The following is a 16,057-nucleotide window of genomic DNA, read 5'->3' as shown; positions in this document are numbered from 1 at the left end:
CAATTGAAAACAGGATATTATGAAAATCAAGATATCAAAAATTCTGCTCGTCCTCTCCGTTTGCGGACTGCTTTATTCCTGCGACAAGTTTTTCGAGGTCGACCTGAAGGGGCAGATGGACGAAGAGAAGGTAGTCAATAACGAAGATTACTTGGCGAAGTTGTGGGCCGGCCTGTACTGGGCGATGGAGAACGGCTTCACGGCAGTCGGCAACGGCGGCTATGCCAGTGCGTGCGACGAGGCCGACAACAATCAGCAGAGTTCCAGCGTTCAGAAGTTCAATACGGGTAGCTGGAATGCGCAGAGTAATCCGGATGACCTTTATGCCCGGTTCTATCAGGCGATCCGTTCTGCTAACGACTTCCTGCGTCTTTCCGATACGGTGAACAACCCGCAGTACACTTTCCGTGAGTACGAGAAAGGCGAGCCCGAGAAGTATGCTACCAAAGTGTTCAACTGGCATGCATATCGTTTGGATGCCAGCTTTCTGAAGGCTTACTATCATTTCGAACTCTGGAAGCGCTACGGCGATATCGCCATTGCCGACAAGCTGCTGACCGAAAGCGAAGCTCTTGCGCTGGAGCGCACTCCGGGACAGGAAGTGGTCGAGTATATCGTTCGCACTTTGGACAGTCTGGCTCCGATGTACGACGCTTTGGAGACGATGAAGAATACGCAGTACACGAACGGCAAGTGGATCGACAACCAGTACGGCCGCATAACCAAGGGCGCCGTGCTGGCTCTCAAGGCCCGCGTGCTGCTGTATGCCGCCAGCCCGCTGAACTCGCCTTCGGGACAGTACGATGTCGAGTTGTGCGATCGCGCTGCGCGTGCCGCTGCCGATGTGATCAATCTGGGGCTTTATTCGACGAATATCTCTTATCGCAATATGCAGTTCGACCGTTCGAGCAGCAATCCCGAGAATATTCTGGACAATCGTCCCAATTTCGGCAACTTCAATCACATGGAGTCGTGGAATTATCCCAAAGGCGGTTCCGACCAGTACGTGACGACTTCGGTCGGCGGTAATGCCACCTGCCCGTCGCAGAATCTGGTTGACGCTTACGAGACGGTAGACGGTTCGGCTGTGGACCCGGACGATCCTTATGCGAACCGCGACCCCCGTTTCTATGAGACGATTCTCTGCAACGGCGATACGTTCAACGATGCTACCGTCGAATCGTTCGTGGGCGGCCTTGCCGGCATCAACAATACGAACTGTACGACGACGGGTTACTACCTGAAGAAGTTCGTTCAGGACAAGGTGCAGTTGCCGCAGGGTGTGTCCGTGCCGCACGTATGGTACCTGTTCCGTTACGGCGAAATCCTGCTCAACTATGCCGAGGCCATGTTCTACGCTCACGGCGCTAACGCCAAGATGGGATATGTGACCAACGGCGGCGACCTGTCGGCTTTGGAGGCGGTCAATCAGGTCCGTGCGCGCGCCGGAGTCGATATGCCTCCTTTGGCCTCGCTGAACGAAACCAAGCTGCGTAACGAGCGTCGGATCGAGCTGGCCTTCGAGGGGCATCGATTCTGGGATGTCCGTCGCTGGAAAATCGCTGAAACGACCGAGAATCAGCCGCTGATGGGTATGCGGATCATCAAGATCGGAGAGCGTTTCGACTACAATGTCGTCAAGGTCGAGGATCGTACGTTCAGACCGGCGATGTATCGTTACCCGATTCCGTTTGCCGAGAAGATGCGTTATCCGTCATGGGAACAAAATGAAGGTTGGTAGAATTTCGTCTTATATTAAATGTAAATACATGGTATTATGGAAAAATTGAAATTGTTCATGATAATGCTGGTGCTCGGAGGGCTCGGACTGGTCGGATGCGATGACAACGATCCGGAAGGACCCGAGATTTCCGCGACGACTTTCGTCGCCGGTTCCGAACCGGGTACGGCAGAGCTGAGAGTTCCCGACGGAACCGAGGTGGTTTACCGCTTCGACATCAAGTCGGCCGCGCCGATTGCCAAGATCGAAGTATGGTACCGGTCCGGTTTGGGGGCGAATATGGATGCCCCGATGGAGGAGAAAACGATCGACCTGAGCGCAGAGTTGAACGTGTACAACGAGTACGTCGTTTCCGATACGCTGATCTTGAGCGAGGATTGCTCGTACTCGGTTTATGTCGAGGACGTCAATCGGAATTTCTCGTCGGCCCGGGTGAATCTCTTTATGGACGTAACCAAGTACAATGTCGAACTGACGGACGGAATGCCTGCGGCTACGTCGAAGACGTTCCTGTGCCTTGAGACGGGACGTACTTTCTTCGTTGCCAATATCGCCAACGATCCCAAGGGAATCGACCTCGGATTTACCTATTACGAGGGCAATGACAACAAGGCCTGTCTGGTTTCTCTCGACGAGTATTACAAGACCGGTAATTACGCGATGGTGGTCAACGATCTGAATCCGGAGGTGATCTTCAAGGATGCGACGGATTTGGTGACCACGGAGAGCGTGTTCGACCAGGTCAACAAGGCTTCCGAGCTGAAGGATATCTTCGATCGGGCGAAAGATTATCCTACGGTTCTCGACTATACCGCGGGCAAGATCGCTCCGGCTTTGGAAGAGGAGGATATGATCGCTTTCCGGACCGAAGACGGCCGCTACGGCCTGATGAAGGTGAAAGAGATCGACCGTAAGAACGAAGACGTCTCGAACAACCAGACGATCAGTCTCGATGTGGTCGTTGAGAAAAACTAACTTATTAATGCAGATACTGTTATGATACGAATAATGAATGTCAAATTCAATGGTTTGCAAAAGGTGATGAGTCGGTTGGCGCTGCTGTTGATTGCCGTGGTCATGTTCGGCTGCAAGGACGATTTGGCCGATCCGCCCGTGATCAAGGTGTATGTGAACGGGGCCGAGTACGACGCTTCGTCGACCGAACGGTTCACTGTGGCTACCGGAGAGAGGATCAGCTATAGTTTCGAGGTCTTCGCCCATACGGGAATCGCTACCGTAAAGGAGATTCGCTATCAGGTTCTCAGCGATGAGGTCAAGGTGCCTACCGAAAGGCTGGTTGCCGGTCTTCCCGACGATCTGAACGTAACGGTTTCCGGTACGATCGATGCGAAGGATGATACCGAGATTCGGCTGGTGGTGGAGGATTGGGACCACAACGAGGTTTCGAACGGCTTTACCTTTTATGTGCAGTAATCGAGTTTGAAATGGAATTCGGATGTCCGGAGGCTCCCTCCGAGGGAAGTCTCCGGACGGCCGAATGCATGAAAAGTTGAAAATATGAAAAAGATTGGATTGATATTTTTTCTTTTTGCGGCCGGTGTAGGCTTTTCCTCCTGCAGCGACGACGATCCTACGCAGCTTTCTTTCGAGGATGTGTACGGTCGCCCAGGATGGGATACCGGTGTCAATGCGAATTATTTCACGTTCGATGAAACGAAGCAGAACAACGTCGAACTAACGGATCTCACGGAGGAAGAGAGCGACGACGTCGTTTTCGAAGTCAAGACGACAGGGGCGGATGCCTACTTCTTTACGAACAAGGCTTTGGCTGCGACGAAGGGACAGGTGCTGACGTTCGAGTACAAGGTTTCGGAAACGATTACCCCGAGCGTTCAGTTGGATCAGAGCAACAGCGATTCCTACACGGTTTTGCCCGATCTGGTTGCTTCTGACGACTGGCAGACCTATTCTTTCGACATGGGTCTGTTGTCCAGCACGTGGGGGAGTATCGGCTCTTCCATGAAGATCGGTTTGGGAGACAAGGCCGGCGTGACGCTGACGATTCGCAATCTGGCTGGTCGCGGGCGTACTTCCGAGGAAGCGAATTTAGCAGATATGCTTTATTTCAATTTCACTGCAAGTATGCCTGCCAATCAGATGGAATTTGAGTCACAGAATGATGGTGCGGTTAAAGGATATGGAATCTATCCGATTTACGAATTCCAGAATGAGGCGAATTCCGGTGATGCATGGCTTCAGTTTCTTTGTAGCAAGCAAATTACTGCGGATTACAATAAGTTGACTTTTGAATACAAGGCGACATCTGCTTTTCAGTTGCAGATTTTCTTCGTGGTAATCGGTGATGATACGATTACTACTCCTACCTGCGATCCTTCCGATGAATGGAAGAGAGTGACATTTGATTTTTCAGCAAGCGTTCCAGGTATTTTTGACAAATATCAAAATGGGGCTCCTACTGGCCCCGGCGCTGGCAAGGAAGGTCAGGTTATGCGTCTTGATATTGATGGGCATGGTGACGGATCTCCAATCTATCTCCGCGGATTCGGTCTTTCCAGATAAGCCTTACGGCTTTCTTTAGCAAAAAACGTCACGTTCCGTTTCGGACCGTGACGTTTTTTGCAATGACCGGACGAGGAGGTCCGGTCGGAGTAGGGGAGCTTTCCGATTGTTCGATCGAGGGGAACGCTCTTGCCGGGACCGTTTCGGTTCGGAACATCGGCGTCGGAGGTTTACGATTCTTTCCTTTGTTCCGGGCAGACGACGGAAACCGGCTGCCATATGCTGACACTAACCTTGATATCGCCGGTACTATCACCGACCTTTTGACACTAACCTTTAACACGAACCTGTTATGAAAAGAAACCTGTTGGTAATTTGCGCGTCGACCGCTCTTTTGACGGCGGGGCTGACGTCATGTTCCGATTCTGCCGGCCGGGAGCCCGATGCGGCTCTGTGGCAGGAAGATTTCCGTTATCAGCCTGTTGCGGCGAGGCCTCAGCTCGAAGTGGCCTATACCGATTCCTCGCGCACGGCTTTTGAAATACTTGCCGAAGAGTATCATCTGATAGGACAGTTGCGCGCGCCTCATTTGCTGCAGAACAAGGCCGACGGAACTCCTTGGCTTTGGTTCGAGATGGAGGACGCGTCCGGCACTCGATATTCGACGCGGAACTATCGAGGTGAGACGCGCATCAATCTCTATCGCCGGGGACCGTACTATTGCGAGATACACTGGTTCGACGTGCATTTGGCTACGGATAAGAAGGATACGGCTGCGCTGCGCGGCGACCTGACGCTGTATTGCTATCCCGAGAAGATACTGGCTGACATTACCTGGCACGGATCGGGTCGCTTCGTTCCCGCCTCGATGGAGGTCAAAGGTCTCGTCGAGCAGAAATACGACGGCTTCAAACCTTTTGCTAAAGGTACGATCCAGAGCTACTCGTTCCCGATATTCGGAGAGTCGGAACCGTTGCCGGCCGATGCTTTCCGCCTGTTGGCGGGACGTAATCCGGTGCGGTATGACCGCAAGCGCGGCTGCTATATTCTGGGCAGTCACACGGACGGCGGCTTCCAAAAGAAACTTTACGACGAGCCGAATTTTTACGAGACGGTTACTTTCCGTGTGAACAACGACAGCGTGAAGCGTAAAATCTATGTCTGCCACGAGTCGTCCGACGGAGGAGAAATCACCGAGGGAGGTATGCTGCTCGATCGCGAAGGGCATCCGATGCCGATCGTCGTGCAGGTTTCAAAGAACTTTGCCGGCGAGAAAGAGGAGGCTTTCTATAATCCGACCGACCAGCCGTTCAGCGAAACGATTTTTCCGCTTTATCTCGAGCCGGGCGAGAGCCATACGCTGACGAGCCTGCACCTGTTCCAGAACTGGGGACGGCACATGACCAAGCATTGGTCGTCGCTCGGAGCATGGATGGACTATTTTCACAGCTCGACCGGCGTGACCGAGACGACCTGTTACGTGCCGTTCAAGTTTGCCGGATTAGGAGGTGTGACGATCGCCGATTTCCGCGCCATGAGTCAGGAATGCTTTTGGGTAGACCAGCCTCAGCACGACAATCTGGCCGGACACAGCTTCCTGTCCTATTACGACGGCAAGGACTGGATTCATCCGGTCTATACGGGAACCGTTTATCGCAGTACGGGGCCCAACTGGTACGATATAGGTCTGCGCTATCTGACTTCCGACGGCAAGATCAAAGTGACGGCCGACATTTTCGAGACGCCTCAGAACGACGAGCTCCGCAGTTATTTCAAGGTTCGCTACGAGGTGCTCCAGCCGCTGGAAATCGCCGATGCTCGCGCGAATTGCCGCTTCTTGACTATCGCGTCGATTATTCAGGGGCTGCGTTTCGACCGCTTTGCGGCGACCGGTGTCGACGAGATCAGGCTCGATCCGAGCAAAAAGCCTTTCCCCGTGAAAGGAGTCGCATTGCCCGAGGAAAATTTCTTTATCGCGGAGTACGGCGATTCGCTGAACAAAAGAGGATCGAATGCGATTATCGTAAAGAGATTCAGCGCAGGGGGACTCAAGCCGGCCGCTACGGTTCAGTTGGGTGGTTATAAGAATGTCTTCGAGCAGGATGCTGCGAAAGACACGCGCATGTGTCTGGTGCCCGATACGGACGACCTGAAGCTGAAAGCGGGCGACGTTATCGAGATCGAGGGCTATTGGTTGCCCTATGGAGCTACGTTCGACACGAAGAGCCCCGAAATGGTCGTGCGTTACGATGCAGAGGGAGCTATGCACGTGGTGTCGGTCGAGCAGGGCGAGAAGGTGAGCGATCTGCCGATTGTGGTCAGGGCCGAGAACAACGGAGCGTTGTTCACCGTGGCCGGTGGCAAGAACCTGATTCCCGTCGTGGTCAAAGGGTTGACCCAATGGCGCATGCCTCGCATATTCGTTCGTGAGGGAGACGCGTGGAGACCTCTCTATCATTCGCGCAACAACGCTCTGGATGGCTATCAGGTATTCTGCGACGAGGACGGAACGTTCGGAGCCGTTTTCCTCGTTTCGGCCTCTGAGGAGCCGCAACAGTTGAAAGTGACGGTAGGGGAGAGCCTCCGTATGCCGGGTAAGATCGAGTTGAGCCAGATCGAGTATGAGGGTGCTCCCGTCGGAAGCGCCGTGCAGATCGCGACGTCCGCAGGAGATGTCGTACTGACGATCCCGCAACCTACGATGTATGCTGTCGGAGACGAGCGTTTCACGCCGAAATGGAGCCTCAGCGAAGGCAACTCGCTGTGGTTCAAGCAGCAATTTGCAGAGTGGGAGAGAGGCGGCCGCCTAAGCCCCAACGAAGACGACATCGATCTGGAATATTGGTGGCAGAACTACGAGCCGGATTACAGCCATTCTTCGCCGGAGTATACGATCGACTTGAGCGGAACGGCGTTCGAAGGTGCTCGTCCGGAGGCTTTGGTCGACGGAGAATGGGCCGAAGTGGAGGATAGCTTGGCCGGTTCCGTAAGGGCTGTGGCGGTCCGTTCGTCCGACGGAAAGCATGCTTTGGCCTTGGTTTTCCTCAATGCCGAAGGAGCTTTCCATAGGGGAGAGAGCATGGGACTGATTTTGAAGCCTGTCGATGCTCCTACGAAAAAGCGTTACCATGTCCGGGGCAAAGTGTATGTGACCGATGCGGATATGAATACCTTGAAAAAGCGGATTCTTTCCGAATTGTAGATCGAGGGTAACCGGTTATTCTCGATATGAAAGTTATGTTATCAGCGCTTCAGCTTGACATAAGCGAGGCGTTTCGATAGTCCGGGATCGGGTAACGGTCTCGCGAGAGTAAGTAAGAAGGACGTCCGTCGGGCGTCCTTCTTGTTTGCCGGGTGCTCGCCGGAAACCGCACGATACAGGCGACATATGTTTGTTTTGGGCTGTCGTCCGATAAAAAATGGGATAGGATAAATCGGCTTTCGGGGACTCCCGTATCTCCCCCGTGCATGGTATGATGACCGGTAAATGCAGCCAATAATGCTCCTAAGGCTCGCTTGTCTGGTCGGGCCCTCACTGAATCGAGGGACTGTTCGTGCTGCGAAATCGGGTCGTGTCGGTTTTCGGGTTCGAGAACTGCGGCGGCACATGGGGGCTGTCGGGTGCGGCGGAAAATGGGAGCCGGGAGAACGGGCCGAATATTCGTGGTGTTCGTCCTGTTCGGCGGATGAGATCGTGCTCGGCGACAACGATCGGCATTTCGAATAGGGTAAATAGGGTAAATAGGGTTTCGCTGCTCGTAGGACGAGCTACGTGCTTTTATTGGAAATTCGTCCGGCGTTTCTTCGACAGGGCAAGCTATCGGCTCCGTCGTAAATCCCTGTAACGACCGTTTGCAGCGCAGCGTATGAGGCGATTCGTTATACCCGTTTGTGTCGGCCTTGTCCATTCTTGCCCGCGAATCGAACGGGAAACGATTTGTCAGCTCGCTCAATGCCGTAAGCCGAACGCATCGATGTTTGTGTCGGCCTTGTCCATTCTTGCCCGCGAATCGAACGGGAAACGATTTGTCAGCTCGCTCAATGCCGTAAGCCGAACGCATCGATGTTTGTGTCGGCCTTGTCCATTCTTGCCCGCGAATCGAACGGGAAACGATTTGTCAGCTCGCTCAATGCCGTAAGCCGAACGCATCGATGTTTGTGTCGGCCTTGTCCATTCTTGCCCGCGAATCGAACGGGAAACGATTTGTCAGCTCGCTCAATGCCGTAAGCCGAACGCATCGATGTTTGTGTCGGCCTTGTCCATTCTTGCCCGCGAATCGAACGGGAAACGATTTGTCAGCTCGCTCAATGCCGTAAGCCGAACGCATCGATGTTTGTGTCGGCCTTGTCCATTCTTGCCCGCGAATCGAACGGGAAACGATTTGTCAGCTCGCTCAATGCCGTAAGCCGAACGCATCGATGTTTGTGTCGGCCTTGTCCATTCTTGCCCGCGAATCGAACGGGAAACGATTTGTCAGCTCGCTCAATGCCGTAAGCCGAACGCATCGATGTTTGTGTCGGCCTTGTCCATTCTTGCCCGCGAATCGAACGGGAAATGATCTGTCAGCTCGCTCAATGCCGCAAGCCGAACGCATCGATGTCGGGTATGAGCTGCGTCTCCTCGGAGCAGTCTGAATTGAAATATCGTTCGATTCAAGGTTTCTATTGTTGCAGTGCGTCGGAGTGCGAGCATTATTATCATGATTTGAGATAGTAGTGTAGACCTCGTCGATCTGAAATTCTGTTTTGGTTGAGAATGTTTGCAGGCAATTGCTTGTTATAGGAGAAGCGAAAAGCACTATTATTTAACATAATGCTAATTATAATTCATATGTAAACTTGCAGGATTCAAATTATAATACGCTGTAAATAGGACTATTGTATGAATCTTAGTTTGCCTGTTTCTGTGATTTCTTTTAGTCTTGAAGCTTTCTTAATGAAAGCACTGAACGACGGTCGTAGAGAAAAGGTATTTTCTTTACGGAGATATGACTTTTAGCAATTTTGTTCTTGGATTCCTTCCGTAAAATCGACAACGCCTCTTGCTATTATGTTAAATTCATACGAATCATTTCGGACGATAGCATATGCAGCTTTTATCCTTCATGAGAAGGATGATTCGATCTATTTCCGATTCCGGGACTTCATCGATATCCGCATGAACGGATGGTTCCGAGGCCGTGTAATTTTCCTTTGCCGGATCTTGGACATCAGAGGCCGGGAGGAATTTTTCGGGAGCGTCATGTTGTTGCGAACGGATCGCGGTCGTAGTATCCGAGAAAAGATTCAGATCGGTTTCCGGTTCAGGAATTTCTGTCGGCCGAACGACAGAAGGTATCTCGGGACGATAAACCGGTCCTTTGCCGAGAATAATCCAATCCGGGTTGAGTTTCGGAAAACGCAGCAATAACTTTTCGATGAATTCGAAACTGGGTTTGTTTCTGCCTCCGAGAATATGGGAAATATTCGACGGCTGAACACCCAGAATTTCCGCCAGTCTGGAAGAAGTCAGCCTTTCCATTTCGATGAATTTCGACAGCCTTTCGCGCATTTTTCGGTTTTTTACAAAGTTAAATAAATTTGCTCGAATTCCCCGCATGCGGATTACAAAAATACACGACGAAAATCAAAAATAGCTTTTTACAATTGTAATAAGTCAATGAAATATTGATACAGATCGATAATCAAAAAAGGGAAACACATGTTTCAATACTTTAGATTACGTATATTATATGTCTGATTATCAATGTTAAATATTGTAAACCGAAGTCGTTTTGGTATGAATTTTTGGCCTTATCCGATAATCCCGATATTTCAATATGTGTTTAACTTTAATTAATACGATATATATATCTTATTTATAGTATTTTGTATTTAAATGTCAAATCGTTTATCACTCGTTGTACAGCGGTATTTTCTTTTCTTGAAAGCGGATAGTACAAATGTAAATAGACATAAGCAAATACAATAACCACATTTTTTTTAATAGTTTTGTAATCATAAAAACAGAGTTACATGTGTAATGTATACAAATGTAATATATGAGATTGGGTAAATCGTTCGGATGTAATTATTTTGCGTTATCTCCTACCCTCCTTCGCTTGAGCGATTCGGCGGTTTTTCCGCGCGCATCAATTATGTTAAATAAAAAAAGGCGCCCAAAGCGCCTTTTTTATGTATTATAGTTATTTGATTATAAGCTGATTGTATCGGCTATCGCTCGAAATTCGTCGGGGGATAGTTTGAGCTTTTCTTTGCGGAAATCCACGTCTTTTTCGTCTTGAATCGGGATTAGGTGGATGTGGGCATGCGGAACTTCGAGTCCGAGTACGACGACCGCCACCCTTTTGCATTCTATTTTCTCTTTCAGTTTTCGCGCAATTCGCTTGGCAAAGACGATCATATCGGCCAGCGTGCGGTCGTCCAGATCGAACAGGTAGTCCGTCTCTTGCTTGGGAACGACCAGCGTGTGCCCCTTGGTTAGCGGATTGATGTCCAGAAAGGCGAAGAACCTTTCATCCTCGGCTACCTTGTAGCTCGGGATTTCTCCTCGGACGATTCGGGTAAAGATGGTTGCCATGGTTTCGTAGCGGTAGTTTTATATTCTTCGAGGGATCAAACCAATCCCATTTCCTTTTTGATCGATTCGATCTTGCCGTCGAGTTCGGCCTGTACTTCGTTGAATCGGGCCGTATCGTTCAATTCGGCACGCACGCCGAAATAGAACTTTATTTTCGGTTCCGTACCCGATGGCCGGATCGATACGACCGTCGAATCGGCCGTCGTGAATTGGAGTACGTTCGACCGTTCCATGTCGATCGGTGTTTTGCTGCCGTTGGTGAGATCGAGCGCCTCGCCGTTCAGATAGTCTTTGATGACGACTATCGGAGAGCCTCCGAGGCTCCGAGGAGGATCCGACCGGTAGTCGCTCATCATTTTAGCGATTTCCTCCTGTCCTTCCTTTCCCTTGCGGACTACCGAGACCAAAGCCTCGCGGAAAAAGCCGTAGCGCACATACATCTCTTTGAGCAGTTCGTACAGCGTCATGTCCTGCGACTTAGCCCATGCGGCGGCTTCGGCGGCCAGTGAGCAGGCGCTGACCGCGTCCTTGTCTCGTACGAAATCCTCGGCCAGAAAGCCGAAGCTCTCCTCTCCTCCGCAGATGTATTGCATCGTCTGCTCGTGGTTGCGCATGACGGTAGCGATGTATTTGAAGCCCGTGAGGCAATCGAAGTGCCTTACTCCGAACGATTCGGCGATGCGGGCGACCAGCTCGGTGGTTACGATCGTTTTGACGATGTATTCTTTGCCTCGGAGCCGTCCCAGCTCGCTCCAGCGCTTGACGATGTAATAGACCAGCAGCGAACAGGTCTGGTTGCCGTTCAGCAACACGTACTGACCGTTCTCGTCCCGGAGCGCCATGCCGATGCGGTCGGCATCGGGGTCGGTCGCCAGCACGACTTCGGCCTTTTCGCTCTCGGCCAGCTCGATCGCCATTTTCATGGCCGAGCGTTCCTCCGGATTCGGGGACTCGACTGTCGGGAAATTGCCGTCCGGGATATTCTGTTCCTTGACGGTCAGGATATTCGTAAAACCGTATTTCCGTAGCGACTCGGGGACAAGAATCACTCCGGTTCCGTGCAGCGGCGTATAGACGATCTTCATGTCGTGGTAGCGTTCGACGGCATCGGGCGACAGCGACAGTCCGTGAACGGCTTCCAGATAAATTTGGTCGAACGTCTCGTCCAGAATTTCGATGTTTTCGCTTCGGTCGCCTTTCCATATCATGACTTGGTCGGGCGACGTGATTTTCTGCACTTCGGCGATGATGTTGCGGTCGTGCGGCGCAACGACCTGAGCGCCGTCCGACCAGTAGGCCTTGTATCCGTTGTACTCTTTCGGATTGTGCGAAGCGGTGACCACTACGCCGCTGTGGCAATGGAGATGACGTATCGCGAAGCTCAGCTCCGGGGTCGGCCTCAGCGAGTCGAACAGGTAAACCTTGAAGCCGTTGGCCGCGAAAATGTCCGCCACCCGTTCGGCGAAAAGGCGGCTGTTGTTGCGGCTGTCATGGCCGACGGCCACGCGGATCGGTTCGTCGGGGAAAGCCTTTTTCAAGTAGTTCGACAATCCCTGAGTGGCCATGCCGACCGTGTAGACGTTCATCCGGTTCGTGCCGACTCCCATGATTCCCCGCAGGCCGCCCGTGCCGAACTCCAGATCTTTATAAAAACTTTCGGTAAGCTCTTTAGGGTCGTTGTCTATCAGTTGTTTAACTTTTTTTCTTGTTTCTTCGTCATAACTGTCGGACAGCCATTTTTCGGCTCTTTCTTTGACAATTAAATCCAGATTCTCGCTCATGATTTCATTTGTTTTATTTATACCGAACTTCCGCTTGGTTGAAAAAAACTATAAACAAAGATAATGCTAATTTTTTGAATACTCTATATCAAAAGGTTAAAATCGGACCTATTCGGAACCCTTATTCTTCTATATAAATATTTGCCAAACAAACAACCTCGGGGCGATGTTTTTTTTGTAATTTTATTTACAATTTTGTCTTGCGAAACAGTAAGAAATTCATGATAATCAATAACCAAACATATGGAGATGTGTGGCAAAGCTGTCTGAGCCGCATTCGCGAGCATACCTCGGACGAGGAGTTCGCCAAGTGGTTCAAGCCGATCGTTCCGCTCGATTTCGACGGAGTGACGCTGAAGCTCAAAGTGCCCAACGAGAGTTACGTATATCATATCGAAAAGCACTTCATCCCGCTGCTCAAACCCATTATTCATCAGCTTTTCGGGCTCAAGACCAAGTTGCGATACGCCGTGCCCAAGACGGAGCCGGCCGCCGTCACGGTCGTGGGCGATGCCGATATGACGGCGATCAACAAGTTCGTCGCGCAGTCCGATACGACGAATATAAAGAATCCGTTTGTCATTCCGGGCATACGGCGTTTGGTGATCGATCCTCAGCTCAATCCCAATTATACGTTCGATACCTTTGTCGAAGGCGCGTGCAACCGTCTTTGCCGTTCGGCCGGGCTGGCCGTGGCCGTCGATCCGGGGCGGACGCCTTTCAATCCCTTATATATATACGGCGATTCGGGCCTCGGGAAAACGCATATCGCGCAGGCTATCGGCATGGAGGTCAAGCAGCGTAAGCCGCAGCTGCAGGTGCTGTACGTGTCGATGAACAAGTTTCAGGCGCAGTTTCAGAATGCGGCGATCAAGGGCGAGCTGAACGATTTCATCCATTTCTATCAGATGCTCGACGTGCTGATTATCGACGATATACAGGAGTTGGCCGGTAAGGACAAGACGCAAAACGCCTTTTTTAACATATTCAATCATCTGCACCTGTCGAACAAGCAGCTCGTAATGACCTCCGACAAGCCGCCCGTCGAACTGAAAGACATCGAGCAGCGGCTGATCACTCGCTTCAAGTGGGGGCTTTCGACGCAGTTGCTGTTGCCGGATTTCGAGACGAAGGTCAAGATCGTACAGGGCAAGGCCCGGAAGCTGGGGGCCGAGGTGCCTCAGGAGGTAATCGAGTTCTTGGCGGAGAATATCAATGCCAATGTGCGGGAAATCGAAGGCGCGCTGTCGTCGCTGGTGGCGAACGCCTCGTTTCTCGGCAAGAAGATTACGATCACGTTGGCCAAGGAGATTCTGAAGGTGTATGTGCAGTTCAACCGGCGCGAGATTACGATCGATCATATTAAGAAGGTGGTCTGCGAGCATATGGGACTCGATGCGGAGACGTTCAACTCGCCGAAGCGGACGCGCGAAATCGCGCAGGCGCGCCAGATCGCGATGTATCTGAGCAAGCAACACACCAAGGCTCCTCTGACGGCGATCGGAGCGGCGATCGGAGGCAAGAATCACGCGACGGTGCTTCATGCCTGCAAGGCCATTTCCAATCTGATGGAGACCGACAAGCTTTTCCGCTATCAGGTCGAGGAGATCGAGAAGAAAGTGCTCGCTCGGTAGCGCGGTATGCGTGCATGTTCTTTCCTGCGGGGAGGCGGTGGAATTTCACGAAAACGGAAAAGTTTTTCTGGCGTTATATTTGACCGGGAAAACTTTTTAAGTTTTGGTAAAAAGCGTATATTTACCTCTTGTCCGCCGGAATCCTTTTTCCGGCGGCAACCATGTAACCAAGCGACGATTTATGGAAAAGCTCAAAGCGGGGAGTCCGGCGCCTGCGTTCGAGGCGACGGATCAGGACGGAAACAAAAGGACGCTGGCCGATTACGCCGGCCGTAAGCTGATTCTTTATTTTTATCCGAAAGACAATACGCCGGGCTGTACGGCCGAGGCATGCAGTCTGCGCGACGGCCGCGACGAGTTGCGCGAGATGGGCTTCGAAGTCGTGGGCGTAAGTCCCGACAGCGAGAAATCGCATCGGGGATTTATCGAAAAGCAGGGGCTGAACTTCACGCTGCTTTCCGATCCCGACAAGGTCGTTGCGAAAGCCTACGGCGTTTGGGGCGAAAAGAAGTTCATGGGGCGTACGTTCATGGGTATTTTGCGCACGACGTTCGTCATCGACGAGAAGGGCATGATCGAGAGGGTGCTCGATAAGGTTCGGACCAAGGACCATTTCGAGCAGATCGTCGAGGCTTATAAATGAGAATGTTCGGGACCGGCGCGCTTGTCCCGAACCCGAAAAAGGCGCTTGCCGGCTACGTTCGGCTGAAAACGGGCAGGAGGAGCGGAGGAAGGCGTTTGCGGAAGCGGGAGGACGCTCCTTCGATCGGAATACTGACACATAACTGAATAAATAAAGAACGCTATAGCTATGACAGAAAAAGCACAGATTAATCCGGAGAAGCTCAAAGTGCTGAGCGCCGTAATGGACAAGATCGAAAAGGACTTCGGCAAGGGTGCGATCATGAAGATGAGCAGCAAGAAGGTCGACGAGGTCCCGGTTATTCCGTCGGGATCGATTACGATCGATCAGGCGCTCGGCATCGGAGGCTACCCCAAGGGCCGGGTGATCGAGATATTCGGTCCCGAGTCTTCGGGCAAGACGACGCTCGCGATTCATGCGATCGCCGAGGCGCAGAAAGCGGGCGGCATCGCTGCCTTCATCGATGCCGAGCATGCGTTCGACAGCGCGTATGCCCGGAAACTGGGCGTAGACATCGATGAGTTGCTTATTTCGCAGCCCGATAACGGCGAGCAGGCGCTCGAGATCGCCGACCATTTGATCCGTTCGAGCGCGATCGATATCGTCGTGATCGACTCCGTAGCCGCGCTGACGCCCAAGGCCGAGATCGAGGGCGAGATGGGCGAGTCGAAAATGGGGCTTCAGGCCCGGCTGATGTCTCAGGCGCTGCGCAAGCTGACCGCCAGTATCAGCAAGACCCGCACGGTCTGCATCTTTATCAATCAGCTGCGCGACAAGATCGGAGTCGTGTACGGCAATCCCGAGACGACGACGGGCGGAAACGCGCTGAAGTTCTATGCCAGCGTCCGGATCGATATCCGCAAGGCGTCGGTCATCAAGGACGGCGAGGAGCAGCTCGGAGCCCGCGCGAAGGTCAAGATCGTCAAGAACAAGCTCGCGCCTCCGTTCCGCCGGGCCGAGTTCGACATCATGTACGGAGAAGGCATTTCCAAGATCGGCGAGATCATCGATCTGGGCGTCGATCTGGGTATTCTCAAGAAAAGCGGCTCGTGGTTTTCCTACGGCGAGCGCAAGATCGGTCAGGGGCGTGATTCGGTGAAGGAACTGCTCAAGAGCGACGAGGCGCTTCGGGACGAAATCGAAGCCAAGGTACGCGCGGGGCTCGCGGCTGCCGACTGATCGGCCGGGCGAGGTCCG

General features: G+C 52.2%; 11 protein-coding genes. 8 read left to right on the top strand and 3 right to left on the bottom strand.

Annotation, left to right across the window (positions count from 1 at the left end; translation table 11 throughout):
* Nucleotides 1–19 precede the first annotated feature (19 nt).
* The 5 genes from NQ491_RS02510 (at nt 20) to NQ491_RS02490 (ending at nt 7,424) form a co-directional block, all read left to right on the top strand.
* On the top strand, nt 20–1,741 hold the full coding sequence (locus tag NQ491_RS02510) for a RagB/SusD family nutrient uptake outer membrane protein (RefSeq protein WP_019244910.1): 1,722 nt from the start codon (nt 20–22) through the stop codon (nt 1,739–1,741).
* Nucleotides 1,742–1,777: 36 nt separating this feature from the next.
* A complete protein-coding gene (locus tag NQ491_RS02505) occupies nt 1,778–2,716 on the top strand; it encodes a hypothetical protein (protein ID WP_019244911.1) in 939 nt (312 codons plus the stop codon).
* Between the two features lie 21 nt (nt 2,717–2,737).
* Complete coding sequence (locus NQ491_RS02500) at nt 2,738–3,175, top strand: hypothetical protein (protein WP_147524893.1); 438 nt, start codon at nt 2,738–2,740, stop codon at nt 3,173–3,175.
* Nucleotides 3,176–3,259: 84 nt separating this feature from the next.
* Nucleotides 3,260–4,282, top strand: a complete 1,023-nt coding sequence (locus NQ491_RS02495; protein ID WP_019244913.1) for a hypothetical protein — start codon at nt 3,260–3,262, stop codon at nt 4,280–4,282.
* 292 nt (nt 4,283–4,574) lie between these two features.
* Complete coding sequence (locus tag NQ491_RS02490; RefSeq protein WP_019244915.1) at nt 4,575–7,424, top strand: hypothetical protein; 2,850 nt, start codon at nt 4,575–4,577, stop codon at nt 7,422–7,424.
* Between the two features lie 1,866 nt (nt 7,425–9,290).
* Here NQ491_RS02490 and NQ491_RS02485 read toward each other — a convergent pair.
* The 3 genes from NQ491_RS02485 to NQ491_RS02475 form a co-directional block, all read right to left on the bottom strand.
* Nucleotides 9,291–9,743, bottom strand: a complete 453-nt coding sequence (locus NQ491_RS02485) for a helix-turn-helix domain-containing protein (RefSeq protein WP_157365653.1) — start codon at nt 9,741–9,743, stop codon at nt 9,291–9,293.
* A 672-nt stretch (nt 9,744–10,415) separates the two neighbouring features.
* Nucleotides 10,416–10,802, bottom strand: coding sequence for an HIT family protein (locus tag NQ491_RS02480; protein ID WP_019244918.1), 387 nt, complete (start codon nt 10,800–10,802; stop codon nt 10,416–10,418).
* Nucleotides 10,803–10,837: 35 nt separating this feature from the next.
* Nucleotides 10,838–12,583, bottom strand: coding sequence for a phospho-sugar mutase (locus tag NQ491_RS02475; protein WP_019244919.1), 1,746 nt, complete (start codon nt 12,581–12,583; stop codon nt 10,838–10,840).
* Nucleotides 12,584–12,804: 221 nt separating this feature from the next.
* On the opposite strand from NQ491_RS02475, the gene dnaA reads away from it, so the two are divergent.
* The 3 genes from dnaA (at nt 12,805) to recA (ending at nt 16,039) form a co-directional block, all read left to right on the top strand.
* Nucleotides 12,805–14,217 carry a chromosomal replication initiator protein DnaA gene (gene dnaA / locus NQ491_RS02470; protein ID WP_019244920.1) on the top strand — a complete coding sequence of 471 codons (1,413 nt, stop codon included), beginning with the start codon at nt 12,805–12,807 and terminating at the stop codon, nt 14,215–14,217.
* 181 nt (nt 14,218–14,398) lie between these two features.
* Nucleotides 14,399–14,860: a thioredoxin-dependent thiol peroxidase gene (gene bcp / locus NQ491_RS02465; RefSeq protein WP_019244921.1), complete on the top strand. Its 462-nt coding sequence runs from the start codon at nt 14,399–14,401 to the stop codon at nt 14,858–14,860.
* Between the two features lie 168 nt (nt 14,861–15,028).
* On the top strand, nt 15,029–16,039 hold the full coding sequence (gene recA, locus NQ491_RS02460; RefSeq protein WP_019244922.1) for a recombinase RecA: 1,011 nt from the start codon (nt 15,029–15,031) through the stop codon (nt 16,037–16,039).
* Nucleotides 16,040–16,057: the final 18 nt, after the last annotated feature.

It is taken from the genome of Alistipes ihumii AP11, assembly GCF_025144665.1.
Classification (GTDB): Bacteria; Bacteroidota; Bacteroidia; order Bacteroidales; family Rikenellaceae; genus Alistipes_A; species Alistipes_A ihumii.
The sequence above is the reverse complement of the archived record's forward strand: the minus strand, read 5'-3'. Positions and strand labels throughout refer to the sequence as shown.

Bases quoted from the DNA above. Each gene is read 5' to 3' on its own strand.
- NQ491_RS02510 (WP_019244910.1), top strand. From the start codon at position 20: ATGAAAATCAAGATATCAAAAATTCTGCTCGTCCTCTCCGTTTGCGGA.
- NQ491_RS02505 (WP_019244911.1), top strand. From the start codon at position 1,778: ATGGAAAAATTGAAATTGTTCATGATAATGCTGGTGCTCGGAGGGCTC.
- NQ491_RS02500 (WP_147524893.1), top strand. From the start codon at position 2,738: ATGATACGAATAATGAATGTCAAATTCAATGGTTTGCAAAAGGTGATG.
- NQ491_RS02495 (WP_019244913.1), top strand. From the start codon at position 3,260: ATGAAAAAGATTGGATTGATATTTTTTCTTTTTGCGGCCGGTGTAGGC.
- NQ491_RS02490 (WP_019244915.1), top strand. From the start codon at position 4,575: ATGAAAAGAAACCTGTTGGTAATTTGCGCGTCGACCGCTCTTTTGACG.
- NQ491_RS02485 (WP_157365653.1), bottom strand. From the start codon at position 9,743: ATGGAAAGGCTGACTTCTTCCAGACTGGCGGAAATTCTGGGTGTTCAG.
- NQ491_RS02480 (WP_019244918.1), bottom strand. From the start codon at position 10,802: ATGGCAACCATCTTTACCCGAATCGTCCGAGGAGAAATCCCGAGCTAC.
- NQ491_RS02475 (WP_019244919.1), bottom strand. From the start codon at position 12,583: ATGAGCGAGAATCTGGATTTAATTGTCAAAGAAAGAGCCGAAAAATGG.
- dnaA (WP_019244920.1), top strand. From the start codon at position 12,805: ATGATAATCAATAACCAAACATATGGAGATGTGTGGCAAAGCTGTCTG.
- bcp (WP_019244921.1), top strand. From the start codon at position 14,399: ATGGAAAAGCTCAAAGCGGGGAGTCCGGCGCCTGCGTTCGAGGCGACG.
- recA (WP_019244922.1), top strand. From the start codon at position 15,029: ATGACAGAAAAAGCACAGATTAATCCGGAGAAGCTCAAAGTGCTGAGC.